The organism is Micromonospora luteifusca, assembly GCF_016907275.1.
Lineage (GTDB): Bacteria > Actinomycetota > Actinomycetes > Mycobacteriales > Micromonosporaceae > Micromonospora > Micromonospora luteifusca.
Window position 1 is genome coordinate 845,716 of the sequence record NZ_JAFBBP010000001.1, and the last position, 19,427, is coordinate 865,142.

Consider the following 19,427-nt stretch of genomic DNA (forward strand, 5'->3'; position numbering starts at 1 on the left):
TCAGCAGTTGGCGAGGAAATGGGCGACCAGTTCGGTCAGGCCAGCCCGTGCGTCGCCGGGCACCGTTCCCAACGCGCGTTGGTGGGCCTTGTGTTCATCGAGCCGAGGCACCCACGCGGCGCGGTCCACCGGGTCGACGCAGTCCGGATTCTTCAGGTTGGCTGGGTTCCTCGACGCCGTCACCTGCCCAATCTTCGACAGGATGGCCTTGATGCGCTCGCTCTCCTGCGGGTCCTGGACCACCACCGCGTCGTCCAACTCCGCCAACTCGATCATCATCGTGAACACTGTCGCGTTCGCCTCGTCGGTCCGCGTCATCGCCGCGGTCCGGACCAGCGCGGCGACCTGCGCATGGTTGAGTTCGCCAGCCTGCATCAGCTGCCACAGCAAGCCATCCATCGGAAACCGGTCCTTACGCGACCGTCCGCGGAGATTGAGGTAGTCGTACACGAACGTCGCCGGGACCGAGCCGCTCCGCTCCGGATCGAAGCGGGGTTCCAGTTCCAGCACGGTCGTCGCCGTCGGGGCGAGCCGCGCCGCGGACGCCTCCGGAAGCCCTCCGGCGCGCTGCGTCACCTCGAGGATGAGCTGGAAGCCGGCGAGTCGCGGGGATGTCGGGTACGCCGTCACCGCGTCTCGCAGCGCGGCAAGGGTCTCCGGCCGCCGCAGCTCCGCGTCGTGTTGCCGGTGGTACGCCTCCGCCACGCCCCAGTCGCGGATCACCAGCCAGCCCGCCAGCACCGGTGGCAGCGGCGCGTCCATGGGCGGGAGGGGCAGGGCACCTGCGGCCTCGAACAGCGCGCGGTCCGGCGTGTCCGCCATCCGCACCGGCTTCCCGTCCATGGCCCGTAGTTCCCACACCACGTCCAGCCCGGCCGGTCGTTGCCGCAGCGACACCGGCTGGTAGCTCGCCCGCAGCGCCTCGGCCAGCGCCTCCTCGGACCGCTGCGTACCGGCCGTGGCCACCAGCACCGGTGCCTGGCCCAGCCACCCGTACTCGCGCAGCACCTCACCGAGCTCGCGAATGGCCTCCATCGCCGACGCTCCGCTGAGGTCGAGAGCCATCACCGGCCGGCCGGCGCCGCCCGCGTGCCGCTTGATCTGTTCGAGCAGCCGTTGGGCTCCTGTGCCGGCCCACTCGCCGAGCGCCCTTACCTCCGCCGGACGGTCGTCCGCCCGATCGGGAACCGGCGCCTGCGGGCCGGCGCGCCGCGACGGTTTCGGTTCGGCCCGGACCTCCACGAACAGGTTCGACAGGTCTGGCGCGAGCCTGGTGATCCGGTCGATGGCCAGATCGAGGGTGAACATGAGCTTGTAGAACTCGGCGTTCGCGTCGTGCTCGCTGAGCTTCTTGGCGTCCTCCGCGAGCCGGGCCAGTCCCTGGGTGCCGGCGTCCCAGGCGGCCCGGGCGTCGCGGGCCGGCTCGGTGTCCGCGTCGATGACGCCGACGACCTGGGGCGCGGCCTCGGCCAGCACCTCCCGCACCTGGGCGACGCGCTCCAGCAGCGACCCGCTGCCGTCGAACCAAGCCAAAGGTACGGGTACGGGTGGCGTGGCGTTCAACCTCGTCGTCACCTGGTTCACGTTCAGTCGCCGCACAGCCGCCGCCAGCCCCGACGGGTCGGACGATTCCTCACTCGGATGTGCCCATGGTGGGGTACGGCCGAGGGCGGCCCTCCCAGCCTCCACCGCACCCAGGTCGCCGGCCGTGCGTCCGTTGATCTTCGAGACCCGGTGGAACCATTCGACGAGCGCGCCGACTTCAGTTGCCAGGCGACGGATACGTGCGCGCGCCTCGTCTGACCTGACCAAGGGCTCTATTCCGTCCACGTCGTCAACGTCGAGGGGGCGGAGCACGGTGGCGACGGCGGCCTGGGCCGCACTGATGACAGCGGACCGGCCGACCTCCTGCATGGCCCGCAGACGGCCCGCGAACTCGGCGGCGTTCGTCATTCGCTCCGCCGGCGACACACTGCGTGCGCGAATCATCGCCTTGATGTCAGACAGCTCTGAAATGGCGAATTTCAGGGCATCTACGCCGTTTCCGACGTCGACATGCGGCAGCCGGCCGATCACCCGGAGAGCGTTGCGGATCGCCGTCTGGGTAGCTTCGGAGACCGAGAGAAATTCCTGCACGTACTGGTCGACCCGGTCGGCGAGGTCCGTGACGTCGTTCTGGACGTCCTGTGCATGGGCCAGGGTCTCCAGGTCCTCGATCAACACCCGGAGGTCGCCCTCTGCGGCCCACAGCTGCGCTGTCCCGACGGGCAGCTTGCGGAAGAATTCCACCATTATGAACAGGGGGGCGGGATAAGACACGTCTTTTCGTCGCTCGGCCAGGCGGTCGGCGGCTTCCTCGATCGATCGCCCGGCGGATTCGGTGTCCACTGGGACGCTCGCGAGGTCGGTCTCCACCCACTGCCGGATCCTGCGATTGATCTCGTTCCGGGTGGACCGGAACGCGGCCGGCGGAAGGCCCTCCGGCCCGATGCCGGGCCCGCCCCGGCTGGCCAGCCACAGTGCCCATCGCACTCCGGGTAGGTTCGACCCCGTCTCACGGAACCCCTTTCCATGGATCCACATGCGGTAACCGTCGACGGTGCGACGGACAAGTTCGTCCCGGTCCGGTCGATCCGCCGGCGTCGCCGCGTCACGACCGAGCGCACCGCGCAGCGGCGACAGGAAATGCGGGTCGATGCGGAGCCCCAGGGCCGCCTGGACCAGTTCCCCGGGCGATTGCAGCCCCAGCCGATAGGCGGACCAGGACAGGCCCGTCGGCACCCGGCCGGTGGCGTCGGCCAGCCCAACCAGATCCCGCGCCGGCTCGCGGGTCAGTCCCGCCTCGGTGACCAGTGCCATCAGCTCGTCGAGATTCACCAGCGGCGAGCGCACGGCGTCCCGCATGGCCGACGTCGAGACGTTCAGGCGTCGCGCGGCCCCCTCGATCTCGGCCTCGCTGTAGCTCGGCTCGTGCTCTCGGCCGAGCGCCCGGATCACGGTCGCGACCTCGTTCCTCGGCACGTCGCCGAGAAGCTCGTAGAGCAGCCACTCGCCGTAGTCGGACGGCAGTAGCAGCCTCGCCAGCTCGGACGCCGGGAAGCCGATCCGCGCGCTGAGCGTGACGAAACGGCGCTGCTGGTCCGGCCCGGTCAGCCCCTCCTCGACGAGCTGTTCCTGCAGGTCAGCCACAATCTGACTGACCGACCGTCGTGTCGCCAGCTCGATGACGCGGTCTCCCAACGCCACCGCCAACTCCCACGGCTGCACCCCGAGCCCGGTGGCCACCGTTTGGACGGCCGACGGACCGGCCAGGCCCAGGTGTCGCGCGATCGCACCCTCGTTCTTCCGCTCGTCGGCCAGCAGCTTCTTCCGCAGCCCCCCGCCCTTCAACGCCCGGCGAACGTAGCTGTCCGGCAACGCGTCCAGCAATTCGAACGACACGCCTTGGGTGCGCAGCTCGCCGAAGAGCGGGTTGGCTGCGGTCCGCTGCCCCAGCCGTCGTACGAGCCGGAGCATCAGCACGAGGTCGCTGCTGGTCCAGACACCGCTCCCGCGCAGGGTGGAGACCAATCGGCCGCTCCAGGTGCCGGCCTGCGGCCGCGCCGCCGTGGACGTCCCGATCACCTGCTTCAGGGCGCCGGACAGGGACAGCGGTAGCAGCTGCTCCGGGTCTACCCCCAGCTCGCTCACCACGGCGAACAGCGGCGTCGGCGCAATGCGCATCTGTCTGGCGTATGCCGGCAGGTCGTCGGGCACGCGTCTCAGGACCGTGGCCAGCATTATCAGTTGGCGCCTGCCCTCGCGGTCCTCGACACCGACCGTGGCGGCCAGCCGCTCCAGCCGTCGAGGATCGAAGTCCGGGCCGATCGCCGCGAGCACCCGATCGAACTCCTCGGCCGGAACGCCGTTGGCGGACAGCCAGAAGCGGTCGCCGTGTCGGCCTCCCCACACGTACGACGCCCGCTCCGGGGAGAGCAAACCGGGCAGCCCCGACAGCACGGTGGGATGCGCGAGCAGCTCCGCCGCACGGGTCAGCCGGAAGGCGAACTTCATCGGCTCATCGTCCGGGCCGGTGCCGATTCGCAGATGCACCACCAGACCCGCACGGATTCGCGCGCGCCTGCCCTCTGCGGTCTGGGTGAAGCCGAAGACATGGGCATCGTAGAACTCTTGGTCGATTCGGACGTCGCCTCGTGGTCCCGCCGCCGGCCCCTCGGCCGCCGAGGCCGCCGACGGCCGTTCCGACTCCGTGTCCCGCTCCAGCAGCGACGGTACGGAGAGCAAGTCGCGCACCTGCGCGCGCAGTTCCGCCGGCGCACCACGGCCGGACAGCTCCCGCTCGATCAGGTCCCGCAGCCGGGCGATGGCAACCTCGTCCAGCTCGATGAGGGTGACGGTCCCGTCGCGACGGGCCTCGGGCGGGAACTCGATCAGCCGCAGCCTGGGGAGCCCGGCCAGCGACTCGGCGGCCGAACCGGCCGCAGGCACCGGCGCGACCCACAGGTGACGGGTGGGGAACCGCACGCGCTCTCGCATCACGGCGTCAGTCCGCTGCCCGGAGTGGGTCATCACCCCCACTCGCACATCAACAGCGTACTCAGCCGCCTCGTTGTCCTCGGTGGTTACGTCCAGCAGGAACGCAGCGGCGCGCCACGCCCGGACCCGCAGCTGATGGTCCGAACCGTCAGCCTGCAACACGAGACCGTCGGGACTTAGCGCCCTGGACAGATACCGCGGCAGGTTGTCCGAGCCCAGGAAGTCTTCCAGTGATGCGGGGAGGGCTTCGTGCTCACCGAGTACACGCCACCTGACGTTCCCAGGGACGAGCGGGCTGACCTTGTCGAATATCGACGGCTGGAACCCAACCTGCGTGATACCGATCGTGCTCGCACCGTGCGGTATCGCCCCCGGCGCCAAGCTCAGTGGAGTGCGTTCACCGGCGGTCCCGGTCGGGGCGGTCGGGACCGACCGCATGAGTTCGTCGACGGACGGCGGCACTCCACCCCCGCCGTCGACAAACGACACGTGCGTCGTCTCGCCTACATCTGGGTCAACATGGTCGACCACCACACCCTGAGTTTCACTCAGCATCAACCTCGACCGGAGTCCGTCGTAGTCCCGGACCACCCGGACGAACTGGTCCCACACCCGTTGCCCCGTATGCAAAGTGGGATTTTCCTGGGGCGCGAGCGCACGCCGCAGTTTGTCTAGCTGGTGCAGAATGGTGAACAACTGGTGAATCGCGTCGCGGACCGCCGGCTGATCCATGTTGAGGTCAGGGTCCACCCCCTCGCTCAACCACTGCCGGTACCGCACCAAGAACAGCGTTACCGCAGTCTGGACACCTTCCACCGACGGCGGCGCCACCTGCAACGACGGCAGCATCCACACCTGCCCGTCGGCCACCTGCTCGGAGCCGACCGCTCGCTCCACGTTGCCCAGCACCAGTCGGGTGGTCAGGTGCTTTGCGCCCATCGCCCGGCGGTACCCGTCGTGTGCCTCCCAGAGCAGCCGCACGGCGACGACTGAATAGTGGGCGCCGGCGAGTACGGACGCCGGCCTACCCGGCATTGGTTCCCGCCCGACCTCAGGTCGCCAGCGATGCTGCGTGCCATCGGGCGCGGTGTAACCGGCGGTAAAAACCAGATCCGGCCCTTGCGCGGCTCCAAGGTCCTGGCTCAGCGCCCGCTCGGCAACACGGTCCACACGCCGCGACACCTCGGCCAACAGGTGCCGATCCAACACCGGCCCCAACGAGTCGTCGACCTCGTTGTCGAAGGTCACCAACCGCCACCCCAGCCCTGCGACAAGGGGACCGTGCCCAGCATCGGACACGACCAGAGGAGCCTCGAGCGTCTCCACCTGGCCATCGGACGGCTGGGCCTCCGCCACGCCCAGCGGATACACCATCGACAACCGATACCGTCGCCGCAGCTCGTGCACTCCCGGGTGAAAGCCGACCACAACGAACAGCGCTTGGCGGGCCAATTCGGGGCGCACCCGCAGCAGTCCGTCCAGACGGTCGACAACCGACTCGCCAATATCCCGCCGGACCTCCGTGCTGTCACCGAGGCGACCCGGGCCGGTCTGCGGGTCGGCCGCCACCACGACAACCGAACGTCCCGCCGCCAGCCCTCCCCGATTCAGTTCATCGACGGTCACGGGCGAGAGGCCGAGGTCACCTTCGAGGGACTCGACCACGCCGGGCGAGCGCCTGCTCCCCTGCCACCAGGTCTGGCCATCGGCATATTGCTGCTGAGGGGAAACGACCAACGCACGCTCGTACGCATCGGCGCTCAACCTGATCAGCTCTTGGTGGAACGCCCAACCGGCCTCCTCGCTCATGTTTTCCGCACCGACACCGCGCGCTTCGCCGACGACGTGCCCCCTGAGCAAGGCCCCGCGCGCGATGTCCGGCCCGCCGACGAATGTGATCGCCCCAAAAAACCATCGGTGGTCGACCGGTGGCACGTCATCCCGGAGCCCGCTCATGAAGAAGGTACGGATTACCTGCGTGCCCTCGCCGGTAAACCTGGTGACAGCGGTGTCATCGTCGATCCGGAACTGCTCGCCGGGCCTCCTGCGGGATTCGGTGATTGCGTCGCTGGCCCACTGCTTGAAGCTGTCCCAGATCGCATCGGCATTCGCTTTAAGAAACGCCCGCACGGAGGGCGGAAGGTCCCGCAGCATTCCGCCGAACTGCTGCCGGGCAACGAACGCGAGATGCTGTTTCTGCGCACCACGCGGATAACCCCATGCCTTCGCGTACGCCGGCGCGAAGGCATGGTGCATCAGCCAGGCCACATGTCCCGCGATCATGCTGGCCCCGGCGGCGGGGTCCGGTTCTGCCGGAGCCTCCGTGGTCCTGACCCACTCCAGGTAGGTCCTGGCGATGTCGTCGGCCGCCCGCAGACTGCTCTCGAGGCTCGCCTTGGTGGGGAAACCGGCCGAGCTGTCACGCCACACCTTCTGCGACAGATGGCCCAGGAACTGGCGTAGGCCGACGTCCACCACACCGATGGACCAATCGAACCGGGATTTCACTGGAGAGCCGACCGGGCCTCGCGCCAGTCTGGCCGTTTCGCCTATCGCGCTGAACTTCAGGCCCAGACCATCGAAGAGTTCACGGAGTCGAGGGTTGTCGCTCTCTCCCAGCAGGGCGGTTCGGTCTGACATCTCCTTGTAGGCGCGGTAGATGTCCCCCGGCTCGGGCCTGTTCACCTCGTGCAGGTGGCTACGTGCGACCGCACTGACTCGTTCCACGACATACGCGCTCATCGCGTTGCCCGATCCACCGCGCACCTGCGCGTGCCACCGGCTTCGATAGAAGCTAGTGTCGGGCCCGTCGAAAAAATTGACCTTTTCGGTCTTAATCTGAAAGAGCCCGTCTGGGCTCTGCGCCAGGATGATTTCTCTCGCTAGGGAAAACGTCTCCTCCGGAGTGTCCAAACTAATCACGAAGTCGCGTTGCTCGTCCTTGTTACCGGTGCCCTGATAGTAGAGTTTCCGATCGACGAGAGCGTCGACAACACGCGACGGGGGCGCCGTCAGGGCCGAATCAGGAATCGGTATGGGGGCCCGATTGCCGACGTCGAAGATGAGCACCCGCAAATCAAACTCCCGAGCACCGCCACGCTCTCCCAGGTCCCGCAATTCACCGCCGGGCCACGTATCCGAAGGCAGCAGCCACACCCCACCCACGCCCGAATGCTGCGGATCGATCCAACGAGCCTTGCCCGCGTGATGCATCACCACATAGCCGTGGCCGATCCGGCCCGGCCACGCCCGCGCCACGAACCCGACACTCCCCGGCCGCTGCTCCACCAACCGATGGACCGCCTCGACGTCACGCACCAACGGCCACGTCTCCGGCCGACCCCACCCACCCCACAGCACATCGGCGACATCCCGATCATCGCGAACCTCACCGCTCGACAACCCACCGGGAAACAACATCTCCCGCGCGGCTGCCAGCGCGATCACGCAGAACTGCTCATCAGTCAGCACACCACCCTCGGACCAACGCCGCACCCGCTCGGAGATCCCGTCCACCACACTCACGAGATCGCTCGGGTCCACCGGATCTTCGATACCCGAGGCCGCTAGCGTGAAGAGAGTCTCCCGGTGCCCGTTCAGGAGCGGCCTGGTCCGGTGCGTGTCCGCACCCCGTTGCTCGGCCCACGTACGAATCGCCCAACTGAGGATCTCGGCGAGCCGTTGCGGGTCGGTGACCTGCTCGGGGTCGACGACGAGTTGATGGGGTCGCGTCGTGTTGGTGTGCGTCACCCCGTGCAGCAGGTCGTCGGGGACCATCTCGAATCGTGCGGGGGCGTCGGGGCCGGCCGTGGCCGTGGCCGTGGTGACCCGCAAGGTGAACCACTGACGGTGCCACGGGCTACGCGCGGACCCCGGAAGGTAGACCTCCACCTCTCCACCTGACCGCACCGCGACGAGGTGTCCGGGCAGTTGCAACCCGTCGACCGCGTCCAACAGGTGCGCGGTAAGCGGATCACCGTCGTACGCGTCCCGCAGTGCCCTGCTGAACTGGTTGTCCGCATCATGCCGCGGCGTGTCCCGCAGCTCGGCCAGCACGATCCCGCCGCGCACCCGGGCGGGTCCGTACTGGCCGAGGAGCTCCTCGATCACCATCTTCCGGCGGCGGTGTGCCGGGTACTGCTCGGCGGGCAGGTTCGACTCCTCGAACAGCCGCACGATCTCGCCGTTGATCCTGTCGTACCCGTGCCGGCTGGCGAGGTCGTCGACCACCGCCGTCCAGCGGTGGCCGGCCGGATCCTGCTGGGTGCGCAGGCCCAACTCGTCGAGGAGCAGCACCAATCTCGCGCCGACCCGCTCCACGGTGAGGTCCGCACGCGCGTTGCGCACCGGATCGACGGCGTGGTCCAGCCGCTTGACCCACACGTACAGGCGGTCGACCGCCGCCCGGTCAGCGGCGCTGAGCCGCACCGGGCCCTCCGGCGCCTGGAAACGCCCCAGCGCCGGCTGCATCCGCCACCGCACCAACTCGACGTCATGCACCAACGTGCGGCGGGCCGACCGGCCGACCCGGGCCACCCGGCGGGCCGCCTTACGCGGCATGTGCCGAATGCCGCGCACGAACCCCTGGTCGGCCGGTATCGGCACCGGTCTGACCTTCGCGTGCATCTCCTTGGCCTCGACGAGGAGTTTGAAGCTCTCTTCGGCCAGCTCGAACCTGGTTTTCGGCAACCCTCCGATCTCGGCCAGCGCCGTCTCGATACGGGCAGTCTGGAGGAAAATGGGAGATGTCAGCCGCATCCAGGTCTCGGCGAGGCCCGAGGCGAATCGGGCGGCAGCACCGACACCGATCACCACGCCCAGCACCGGACCAGCGAGGGGGATGGCTGCGGAGAGCGCACCGGCCGTGACCATGTGCGTGGCGATCGACGGCAGGTGCTTGTAGAGAATCTGTTGTAGGCCGGAGAGCGCGTGCGGGCGGTCAGCCGCGTCGTTGGCCTGACGCTGCGCCAACGCCTTGGTAAGCCGGCTCAACCCGAGCCAGTTGAGGAGGTGGTACTGGCTGGGGTCGGCCAACTCGTCGATCGCGACAGGGCGCGTCACCCGAGGGTCCTTGCCCTCGGCCAGCAGGTAGGTGGTCGCCTGACCGATGTAGCGCAGCCGGTCCAGGGTGTCCCAGCTCGCCACCGCCACCAGGTCCTGGAACTCGTGCGATCTCAGGGCGGACGCGCCCACGCCGTAGGCGGCGCTGCTGGCCGCGGCGGTGGCCAGATTCATCGTCAACAGATCGACGAGAGTCGCGGCCAACATGCCCAGGGTCCACGCCGGGATCATCATGACGGCGCCCTGGGCACCGTCGGAAACGGCGTTGATCGAACGACTGGGTTTCCCGTCCATCACACCGCGCGCGACAAGGTCGTAGGTCTCCGCCAGCGCGGACCTCCGGAAGGGCGTACGGCTACGCTCCGCCAACCGCTTGACCACGTTCTCGACCTCGCGGTACATCTCCCACATCATGTCGGCGGTGGTCAGCCGAATATGTTCCAGCTCGGCCCGCACCGCGTCGTCGACCCGACGCTCGCCGGAGATCTGGGCCGTCGCCTCCATCCGTGCCAGCAGTTCCCGGATCCGGTAGTACGCGCTCTCGACGTAGTCGTTACGCAGATTGTCGTAGGTGCGCTCGCGCTCGTGGTCGTACCGCTCCTCACGGGCGGCCTCCCGCTTGTTCGCGACGTATTCGAACTCCGCCGCGCCGAAAGTCGCCAGCACGGTCATGCCCACCGCCGCCGCTGCGGACGCGCTGGGCTCCCCCATGCCAAGCAGCGCGAACAGCGACGCCAGCGCCTGCGCCACTGCCGGGGGCGTTCGCTTCACGACGTTGGGCAGCGGCGACCCGAAGGGGGATGGCTTGAACTCGGAGTCGTCCAGTTTTTTGTCCGGCGCGGGCAGGATCTCTTCGGGCGTCTTGTCGGCGATCATCGACGCGTACGCCGCGTCCGAGAGCCCTTGCGCGATGGGAGCCACCAGCTGCCCGACGAGGCCAGCCTCGATGTGCTCCGGCTTCCGGCCGGCCTGCGCTCCCGCCAATGCGGTGGTCAGAATAATCAGTGGGGCGGCGCCCACCCGACGGGCAATGTTGATTGCCTTGCCGTGGCGGTCGGAGACCGGCCTGGGCGGCTCCAGCTTCGACATCACGCGGGTGTACGCCCGCCGCAGCTCGCCGAGGACGTCACCGGGCACTCGCAGATCCGGGTCCTCGATCAGGTCTCGGATCTGATCCCGTACCACGCCGAGTAGGTGGTCGAACATCTCCACCTGGAAGGTGACATGTCCGGTCTGCTCCCGCGTCCCCCGCTCTACCTTGCGCAGCTGGCGCGCCAGCCAGTTGAGACTGCCGTCCCGCAGGTCGAGCAGCGCCTCGTGCTCGGCGAGCAGCTGCCGGGCGAACGGGACATCCTCCCCCGCCAGCGAATGCGCCGTCGCCGCCAGGTGTCCCGCCAGCGTGCCGGCCACGCCGAGCCGCAGCACCGCGTCACCGGCGTCCTGCCGCACCTCGAGGACCGGTCGGCCGTCCTGCGCAGAGCCCTCGCGCATGTTCACCGACCGGAAGCGCGACCACCCCTCGCCGGGCACGACCTCGATCCGCAACTCGAAGATGTCCTCGTCACCTGCCGGACGGCCCAGAACCGACTCGCGCCGCAACCGCAGCACGTCGAGGTCGCCGTCCTTGACCACCGCGGCACCCCGCAGGTCCGGGGACGACAGGCTGAGCACCTTCGCTGCGTTCGCCACCGCCTCGACGACCTTGGCCGGATCCGGATCCGCCCGCGAGGCGAGCACCAGGTCCCGGACCAGCTCCACCGACGACCTCGACAGGCCTGACGTACGCAGCCATCGCCCGAGCGCCTCGGCCCGCAGTATCCCTCCTTCGTGCTGGTCTCGCAGCACTCCCAGACCCGCCAGGTCGCGCACCACGTCGGCCTCCAGGCCAACGACCGCGTCGTCCGCGACGGCGGCCTCGTCCGCCGGATCCGGCCCCGCCGAGAGCATCTCCAGCCACCGCAACCGATAGGTCAACCCCGCCAGTCGACCGAGGTCACCGGGCCCGAACGAGAACCGCTTCGCGGCGCCCTCCCCCGACCCGAACCCGTCGCGGAACGGCGTGTACCGGACCAGCTTCCGCAGCCGCGCACCCCGCGAGCCCCGCTCGACGGCGACCCGCGTGCCCGCCCACAACAACCACCCCGCCAGCTCGTCGGAAGGCAGTCCCGGCGAGACCCGCAACACCGCCTCCGGAATACGCCCCGGAACGGCATCGCGCGCGCTGTCCTGTCCGAGCGTCAACGCCGGCGTCGAGTACGCAGCGTTCGCCTCCACCCGTACGTCGAACGACCGTCCCCCGTGCGTGAATCGGACCGCCTCCGGCCGCCCCTCGACGACCGACTCCAGCCGCGCGAACTGTCTCATCCCCACCGGCCGGCGCCGATGCAGCACAGCCGGACCGGTCTGGGCGGGCTGCGCGGACGCCAGCTGCCGCACGTGGTTGATATCCGCGACCGCGGCCGCCACCCACGCGGCGAGATCGCCCAGGAACGGCCGCGCCGCCGCGACAAACCCTGCCAGGTCCGCCGGCGTCGCGGCGCTCGCCGCCGACGGCTTGAGGCCCAGGTACGACCCGAGTTGCCCGGCATAGTCCGCCGGGGACCTGCCGGGCAGCCACCTGGAGCGCGACATCAGCACGTCGTCCCGATCCGGGGCGACGACCTCGACCGCCGCGTGCGCCCGCTCGGCCGAGTCGACGAATTCGACCCCGACCCGCAGCACCGGATCGGCACCGCCCACGGCATCCTGGCCGCCGACCGGCAGCCGCAGCTCCGATGCGTGGAACGCGGCCTCGACGCCGGCCACCGTGTCGCCGCGTACCTGCCGCACCTGCTCCTCGGTGACCCCGGCGCCGGCCACCAGATGAATCCTGACCAGCACGTCCCACCGCTCGGCGGTAGCCGACAGCTGATAGCGCACGACGCCGTTCCTGGCGGAACCGGCCGTCACCTCTCGTACCCTCGGCGCCGCTTTCCCCGACGATGAGCGCGTCCCGGCGACCGACCCTCGGGTCACGGCGGGCTGCGCGAGGACGACGTCCTCACGCGCGGCCGTGACCGCCGGGCCCAACCGCAGGTCAGCACCACCCGCATCGACGGACCGGGGACCGTCGGGCTCGATGTCGCGGCCCGGTTCCGCAGCGGTCGGGTCATTGAGCGTGTCCCGACCGCTGGCCGCACCCTGCGAGGAACCCAACAGCTCGCCAACGGCCGGCGGCACCGCGCCCGGATTTCCGCCCTCCGCCAACCTCGACCGGAGAGCGTCGTAGGTACGAACCACCTGGACGAAACGGTCCCACACACTCTGACGCGACTCAGGCGTCAAGCCGCCGAGCGAACGTCGCAGCTCCTCCAGCCGAGACGCCACACTGGCCAACGCCTCACCCGCCTCGCTCGCGAGCCCGTCCCCCGTCGCCGCGGCCCGCGGCTCCACCACCTCGGCCATCCATTGCCGATACCGCGCCCGGAACAACGTCACCGCCGCCTGGACACCCTCCACCGACGGCGGAGCCACCTCCGGCACCGACACCATCCACACCCACGGATTGTTGATCGGCTGCGGGTCCACAACCTCTGTCAACCGATCCCGCAGCCGCTCGTCACCACCCCCACCAACCGGCCACCACTGCGTCAGCAACACTTCCGCCAACCGCACCAACCGACCCCGCGCCAGCTCCAACTCCGGTTGCTCCGCCAACTGCGCCCGGGCCGGGTCAGTCAACAACGACACCAACGCCCGGTTCTGCCAATACACCCGCTCCACCAACCGGCGCGGCTCATCAAGCCCAGCCCGCTCCGCCAACCAGCCCGCGACCGCACCAACAACCTCCGCCTCAAACACCCCCGCCACCGCACCCTCACGGAGCTGCAACCGGGGCCCTTCCGCAAGAGCCAACACTCGAGCGGCGGAAGCAGGCAACGGATCCCGCGAATCAGCAGCCGCCCACCAACTTGAGTACGGAATCGGGGTGAACGAAATGTGTGGCTCCCCGGTACCTGCAGGGTCCTCACCCATCAACCACACTTTCAGAGCACCCTCGGCACCATCCCCGTCGTGCACCAAACCGAACAAAACCAACTTCACCTGCTCCAGCAGCGAAGCTGCGTCTTTCATCAGATCGGCAACAGGTCGCCACCCGACGGACTCCCTCGGGCCAGCCACATCTTCCGGGGCAAGCCAACTGACCAACCCCTCTCTCTCGTTCCGCTTCCAGAGACGTCCATCAGCGCCCAGATACAGGTCATTCTCGAAAGGGATCGGATCTCCATGCGCCGCGCTGAAGATCTGGGCAGCCACACGTACCCCGCCCCAAAGCGTCGACCATTCCTTCGCCTTCCGGGCAACCTCGTCCGCCTCACGCGCGATACGCACTGTCGATGCCAATTGCCCGTCGGTGCCCTCAAGCGTCGTCAGACCACCCGGATGCAGATGCAACCGCTGAAACTCCACACGCTGCTGCCCCCCCACCGGCATCTGCCACCGCGGCAACATCGCTTCCCCGAACAGAGCGCCCTGCGTCACCTCAGACGACCCGGTGAAGACCGCCATCAGCACCTCCCGAGCGGTCAGACCTCCGCCCAGGGAGGTCAAACGCGCGTCAATCCACCCCTGGACAGGCTTGCGCTCAAGGCCCGCAAAGAAATCAAACCCGGCTATCAAGCCGACAAGGCCGCCAGCGGTTTCCCGCATAGGACCACCGACCCCATCGAGCAGCCCCTCGACCAACGACCCCAGACTCTGTGGAGTCAACGCGAAAAGCGGGCGCTCCGCCACCTCGATGTCATCCGGCAAAGTGACAACCTTAGCCAGAACATGTGTAAGCACAACGGCGAGCACACCCCGCATCGCCAACACTTCTTGACTCTCGGAAAGCACACGCACGTCGCTCTCGGTCAACGGCCGAACACTCAGCGAGCGAACGAATGCGCCGGCCGCCATATCAGAGAACTGAATCACCCGATCCTGCACGCTCCCCAGCGCATCCAACGCCGGACGCGCACCCTGCACCTCACGCCAGAACCCCCGAAGAAGGGGAACGATTCCGGCAAATTCAACATCCACCATCGGTCGGTAGGACATGTTCACCGGATATACATTGACCGGAAAAGCAAGGCGTGCCGAGCCACCCCTTTGCCACAGGACCTTAGGCACGTTCATGTCGGTAATCAGCGCGGCATGAACGACCTGAGCGGCAGACCGATCAATCTCGGACTCACTAGCCACCCACATCCTGAGTCTTGTCAACTTCTGGTGAACACGGGGGTGCATCGCCTGAGTGAAGGTAAGACCGTCTGTCGCAGCCGCTTCCAGCCACCGCACCATGGCCTTGCTGACTCTGTGCCGCCACTCGACCCGCGAGTCGGGCCCCCAGTTGACCTGCCCTGCCCACGGGGCCGGGGCACTCACTACCTTCACGACGAACCATTGCTCAGGGTGCCCGAGTGGAAGATCCCCCTGTCTCGCGGCCTGGTCGGAGCGCGAATACCAGGTTCCCGAACGTCCCACCACCACCTGTCGCTTGCCGAGCACGATTACAAGGTTGAGCAGTGGGACCTCGGCGATTACCTTCCCCAGCCACTCCGGCCCGAGCCTGGCCTGGTCCTCGTGGAATTGGAAGTGCACGATCGTTTCCAACTCCCCGGCCAACCAGCCCGCGTCCGGGCTGGGCTGACCTGAGTTGGACGGGCCGGACACCACTGGTCGCGGGGGACGTGGCGCCAGCCGGGGAAGCAACACCTCCCCGGACACCACATCAACCTGCGGCAACTCCCCATCCGCGTCCAGATCCATCGCATCCGGCTCGACCAACGGCGAAGCCTCAGCCTCAGGCCGGCCGCGTTCCACCGGCACCACGGCCGGCAACCGCACCTCCTCCAACAGCTCTCGCGTCCGCTCGTCCCCGTTCCCGCCAACCGGCCACCACTGCGTCAACAACACGTCCGTCAACCGCAGCAACCGATCCCGCATCCCTCCCAACACCGACCGGTCATGCGGCTCGGCATCAGCCAACAACGACACCAACGCCTTGTTCTGCCAATACACCCGCTCCACCGACCGCCGCGGCTCATCTACCCCAGCCTGCTCCGCCACATAACCCGCAACCGCGCCAACAACCTCGGCCTCGAAAATCCCCGGCACCGCATCCTGACGCACCTGCAATCGAGGCCCGTCCGGATGGACCGACACCCGTGCGGCAAGAGCAGGCAGCGGATCCGAGCCACTGGTCTCCCACCAACTGTTGGGCTGAATCGAGATGATCGGGAATTCCACCTCCAAGGGGCTCGCGGAGCCATCAAGGGCCATCTCCAGCCGTAGAATGCCTTCGGAAGCTTCCGGGTCGTGCGCCACGCCGTATGGTCCCGCCAGCGGACTGACCCGCGCCGGGAGTACCCGCTCCAGCATCGACACGGCAGCGTGCATGAGATCGTCAACAGATCGCGTAACGGCACCCGGGCTCGGGGCAGGAGCATCCTCCGGCGGGTACCAGCCGAAAAATACCCCGTTCAACTCCCTCCGTTTCCACATTCGCCCGTCATGGCCCTGAAACAGGCCATCGTCGAGAGGAACTGGATTGCCGCCCGCCGCGCTGAAAATCCGCGCCGCCGTCCGCAGTCCGCCCCACCGCTGCGTCCATTCTCTCGCCCCCCGCGCCACATCATGCGCCGCCCGGGCGATGCTCACTGTCGCCGCCAACTGCTCGTCGGTGCGATCGAGCGTCATCGAGTATCCCATTGCGGGCAGAGGACCGGTGTCGCTCAGGCGATGCTGCAGCGTAAACGCCCAGCGCCACCCCGTTCCCTCCAACGGGAACTGCACCGGCAACGTCTTCGCCGTTTCAAACAGCGCGTCCTGGCGCACCTCACGCGACCCGGTGAAGACTGCCATCAGCACCTCCCGAACGGTCAGATCCCCGTTCAAGGTCGAGGGCGAGTCAATCCATCCCGGGTCGGGCTTTCGCTCGAGACCTGCAAAGAAGTCAAACTCGGCAATCAAGCTGACAAGAAGGCCCGCGAATTGTTGCAACAGAGCACGGGTCTCATCAGGAATTTTCGCGACCAACATCGTCAGATCCTGCCGAGCCAGCCCGAAGAGGCCATGCTCTGGCGTTTCAAACAGGGGTGCGACTCTGGCCAGGACATGCGTCAGCACAGCGGTGAACGCACCCCGCAGCGCCAGCAGTTCCTCACTCTCGAGGAGCGCCTGGAGGTTCCCTTTGCTGAGCGGCCATTCGGTCAACGATCGCGCGAACAGGTCGGCCACTTCTCCGGAGAAGTGAATTACTCGATCCAACACGCTCGCCATCGCGGCCAGCGTCGTCCCGGCGCCTTGGGCCCCACTTTGGCTCGCCTGCAAGAGATGGACAATTCCAGCGAGTTCCACCTCCACGGTTGGCCAATAATGCGTGACGCCGTCGAACTCGTCGGCCGGGAAATGGAATTTCAGTCCCCGGACTTCCGGATCGACCCACACTCCCTCGCCCACGAGTAGCGCGTCACGAACGGCGAGGACGGCAGCCCGGTCAGCATCACCGCCACCACGGCGCCGGCGAACACGATTAGCGGCAACGACAGAACCCTCCGGCAGCTCGGCCCAGTTGCGGATCTCGTTCGCCTGCCCGTGCGCGCCCGGATACATCGCCTCATTCAGCGAAAGATTGCGGCGGCCGGCCCACATCAGCCACTGAATCATGGCCTTATTGAATCCGTGATGCTGCTCGGCCGTATATCGGACCTCCCTCTCCTCCTCCTCATGCACTACCCCCGGGGCGCCCACCACCCGGACGATGTTCCGATACTGACGATCAGCGATTGGAAGGTCAGACCAATGAACGAGCCGATCGCTCAGGTACCAGCGTCCCGACCGGCCACGCGGCATTAGATATTGGTCTACCTCGATGTCGATACCGAGCGATTCCAGCTTGGCAATCGTCTTTATCTGCGGGATGGATCCGACCTGGGCGGAGCCTGGGCCAAACCGCACCAACGCCTGAATTTCCTCGGCCACCAGGCCCGGCTCACCGGGCCACGGCGAGGGGTCAACCAGCGCCTGAACCAGTCGGGCGGGGTAGCCCGAACCAGTCGCACCGGACACCACAGCCCCGGACGACACCACCACCTGCCGCAACGCCCCATCCGCGTCCACCACCAACCGCGCGGTCCCTCGCAAGGACTGTGGCAAGCCCTCCCCGAAGCCCAACGCCGCAAGGTCAAACTCGACAAACCGCCGATCGTCCTCGCCCAACGCCGGCGCCGACGCCTGCGTCTCCACCAACACAAACCGCTGCACAGACACACGACGCACCAACACCATGTGCGGTCGTGGATCCCGCAAGGACGAACCATCCTTTGGCCTGACCACCGGCGAGGGCTCAACCCACACCGCCGTCATCGCCCCCACACCCAGCCCCGCCAACCGACCTACACCACTACCCGGACCAAACCTCCCACCCAACAACCCCTCCACCACATGCCGACCCGGAACACCTTCCTCGCCCGCCACCGACCCCACGTCACGCCGCAGCCCCAACCCGAGCAACACCGACGCCACTCGATCGGCACAATCCGACGCACCGTCCCACGGCGACAACTTATTCACCGCCGACGCCAAACGAACAACACCCGTTTCAGCCGACTCCAGAACGGTCGGAACAGATGCTGCTACCAGGTTGGATGCCGGCATCGGCCCCGGACTCGCCGTGGAGACCGGTGACGCGGCGGGGGTCACGGTCGGTTGTGGCGTGTCGGCACCCAGGGCCGCCACCGTGGTCCGGCGATTCGCCGGGTCGACCACCAGCACCGTCTCGTCGCGAGACAACAGCTCCGCCACCTGCCCGGCCTCCGGCCGCCTGTCGACCGTCCGAACAGCACCTTCACCATCGACTCGTGCGTCCACCACCCGCAGCTCACCGTCGTGCGAGACCAGCCACCGCGCTGAACCCCCACCCGAGCCCACCACCAGTGCCGCCGAACCCGGCACCTTCAGCAACGCCGCCACCAACGCACCCGCATCGACTCGCTCACCTGCCCCCGGGCCACCCCACATGCGCATCACCTGCGCCGCGCTCACCGGCAACACCCCACCCGTCAACGCCGCCACATCCAGCCCCACCGGCAGGCCAAGCAGCGCCACACCCGCCGCCAGCGGATACACCGCACCCCAGGACGGATCCCCGGGCACCCACGAACGCACCAGGAGCCCGTCGCGGATCTCCGACGCCCTCGACAACAACGTCAGCAGGCGATCCCACGACGGCCCCTCGTCGCCCGACGCCAGCCCGACCGCCGCTCGCAGCGTCTCCCGCGCCGCCGCCAACCCCCGCGGCAAGCCCCACACCGGAGCCGGGCGCTCGCCGGTCTCCCGGCCCTCAGCGTCCACCGTCACCACACGAGCCGACGACGCCACCGACGTGTCGACCGCACCGATTCGCGGCAGGCCCAACAGCTCCGCCGCCCTCAGCCACTCCCCCGGGTCCGCCCGATCGTCGGAGACCCGCCCGCCGTCCAGCACCGTACGCAGCACCAACCGGTCCCGGGCCGACGAGGGCAGGCGGCCCAACGTCTGCCGTAGCGTCGCCACCACGTCCGGGCGTCGCAGGGCGCTCTCGGTCACGACGAGCGTCCGCGCTCCCCCGGGCGACCGGGGCACCACCATGGCCGACGACAACGCGACCAGGTCCACCGGCTCCGACATGGGCCCGCCATGCAGGAAGACCCCCGCCGGGATCGGAACGAACCGGCCTTCGTTGCAGAGCAGCATGAAGAGATCACTGTTGGGCACGTCGTCTCCCTGGGCGCTACGGAAGCACAGCGCTACAGCACTGGGATCATTAC

The 19,427-nt window shown here is 68.1% G+C and carries 1 protein-coding gene; it reads right to left on the minus strand.

What is annotated here, in order from left to right; genetic code table 11:
- Nucleotides 1-19,374 (minus strand): hypothetical protein, encoded by a 19,374-nt coding sequence (locus JOD64_RS03530; RefSeq protein ID WP_204940886.1) that lies wholly within the window; start codon nt 19,372-19,374, stop codon nt 1-3.
- Nucleotides 19,375-19,427: the final 53 nt, after the last annotated feature.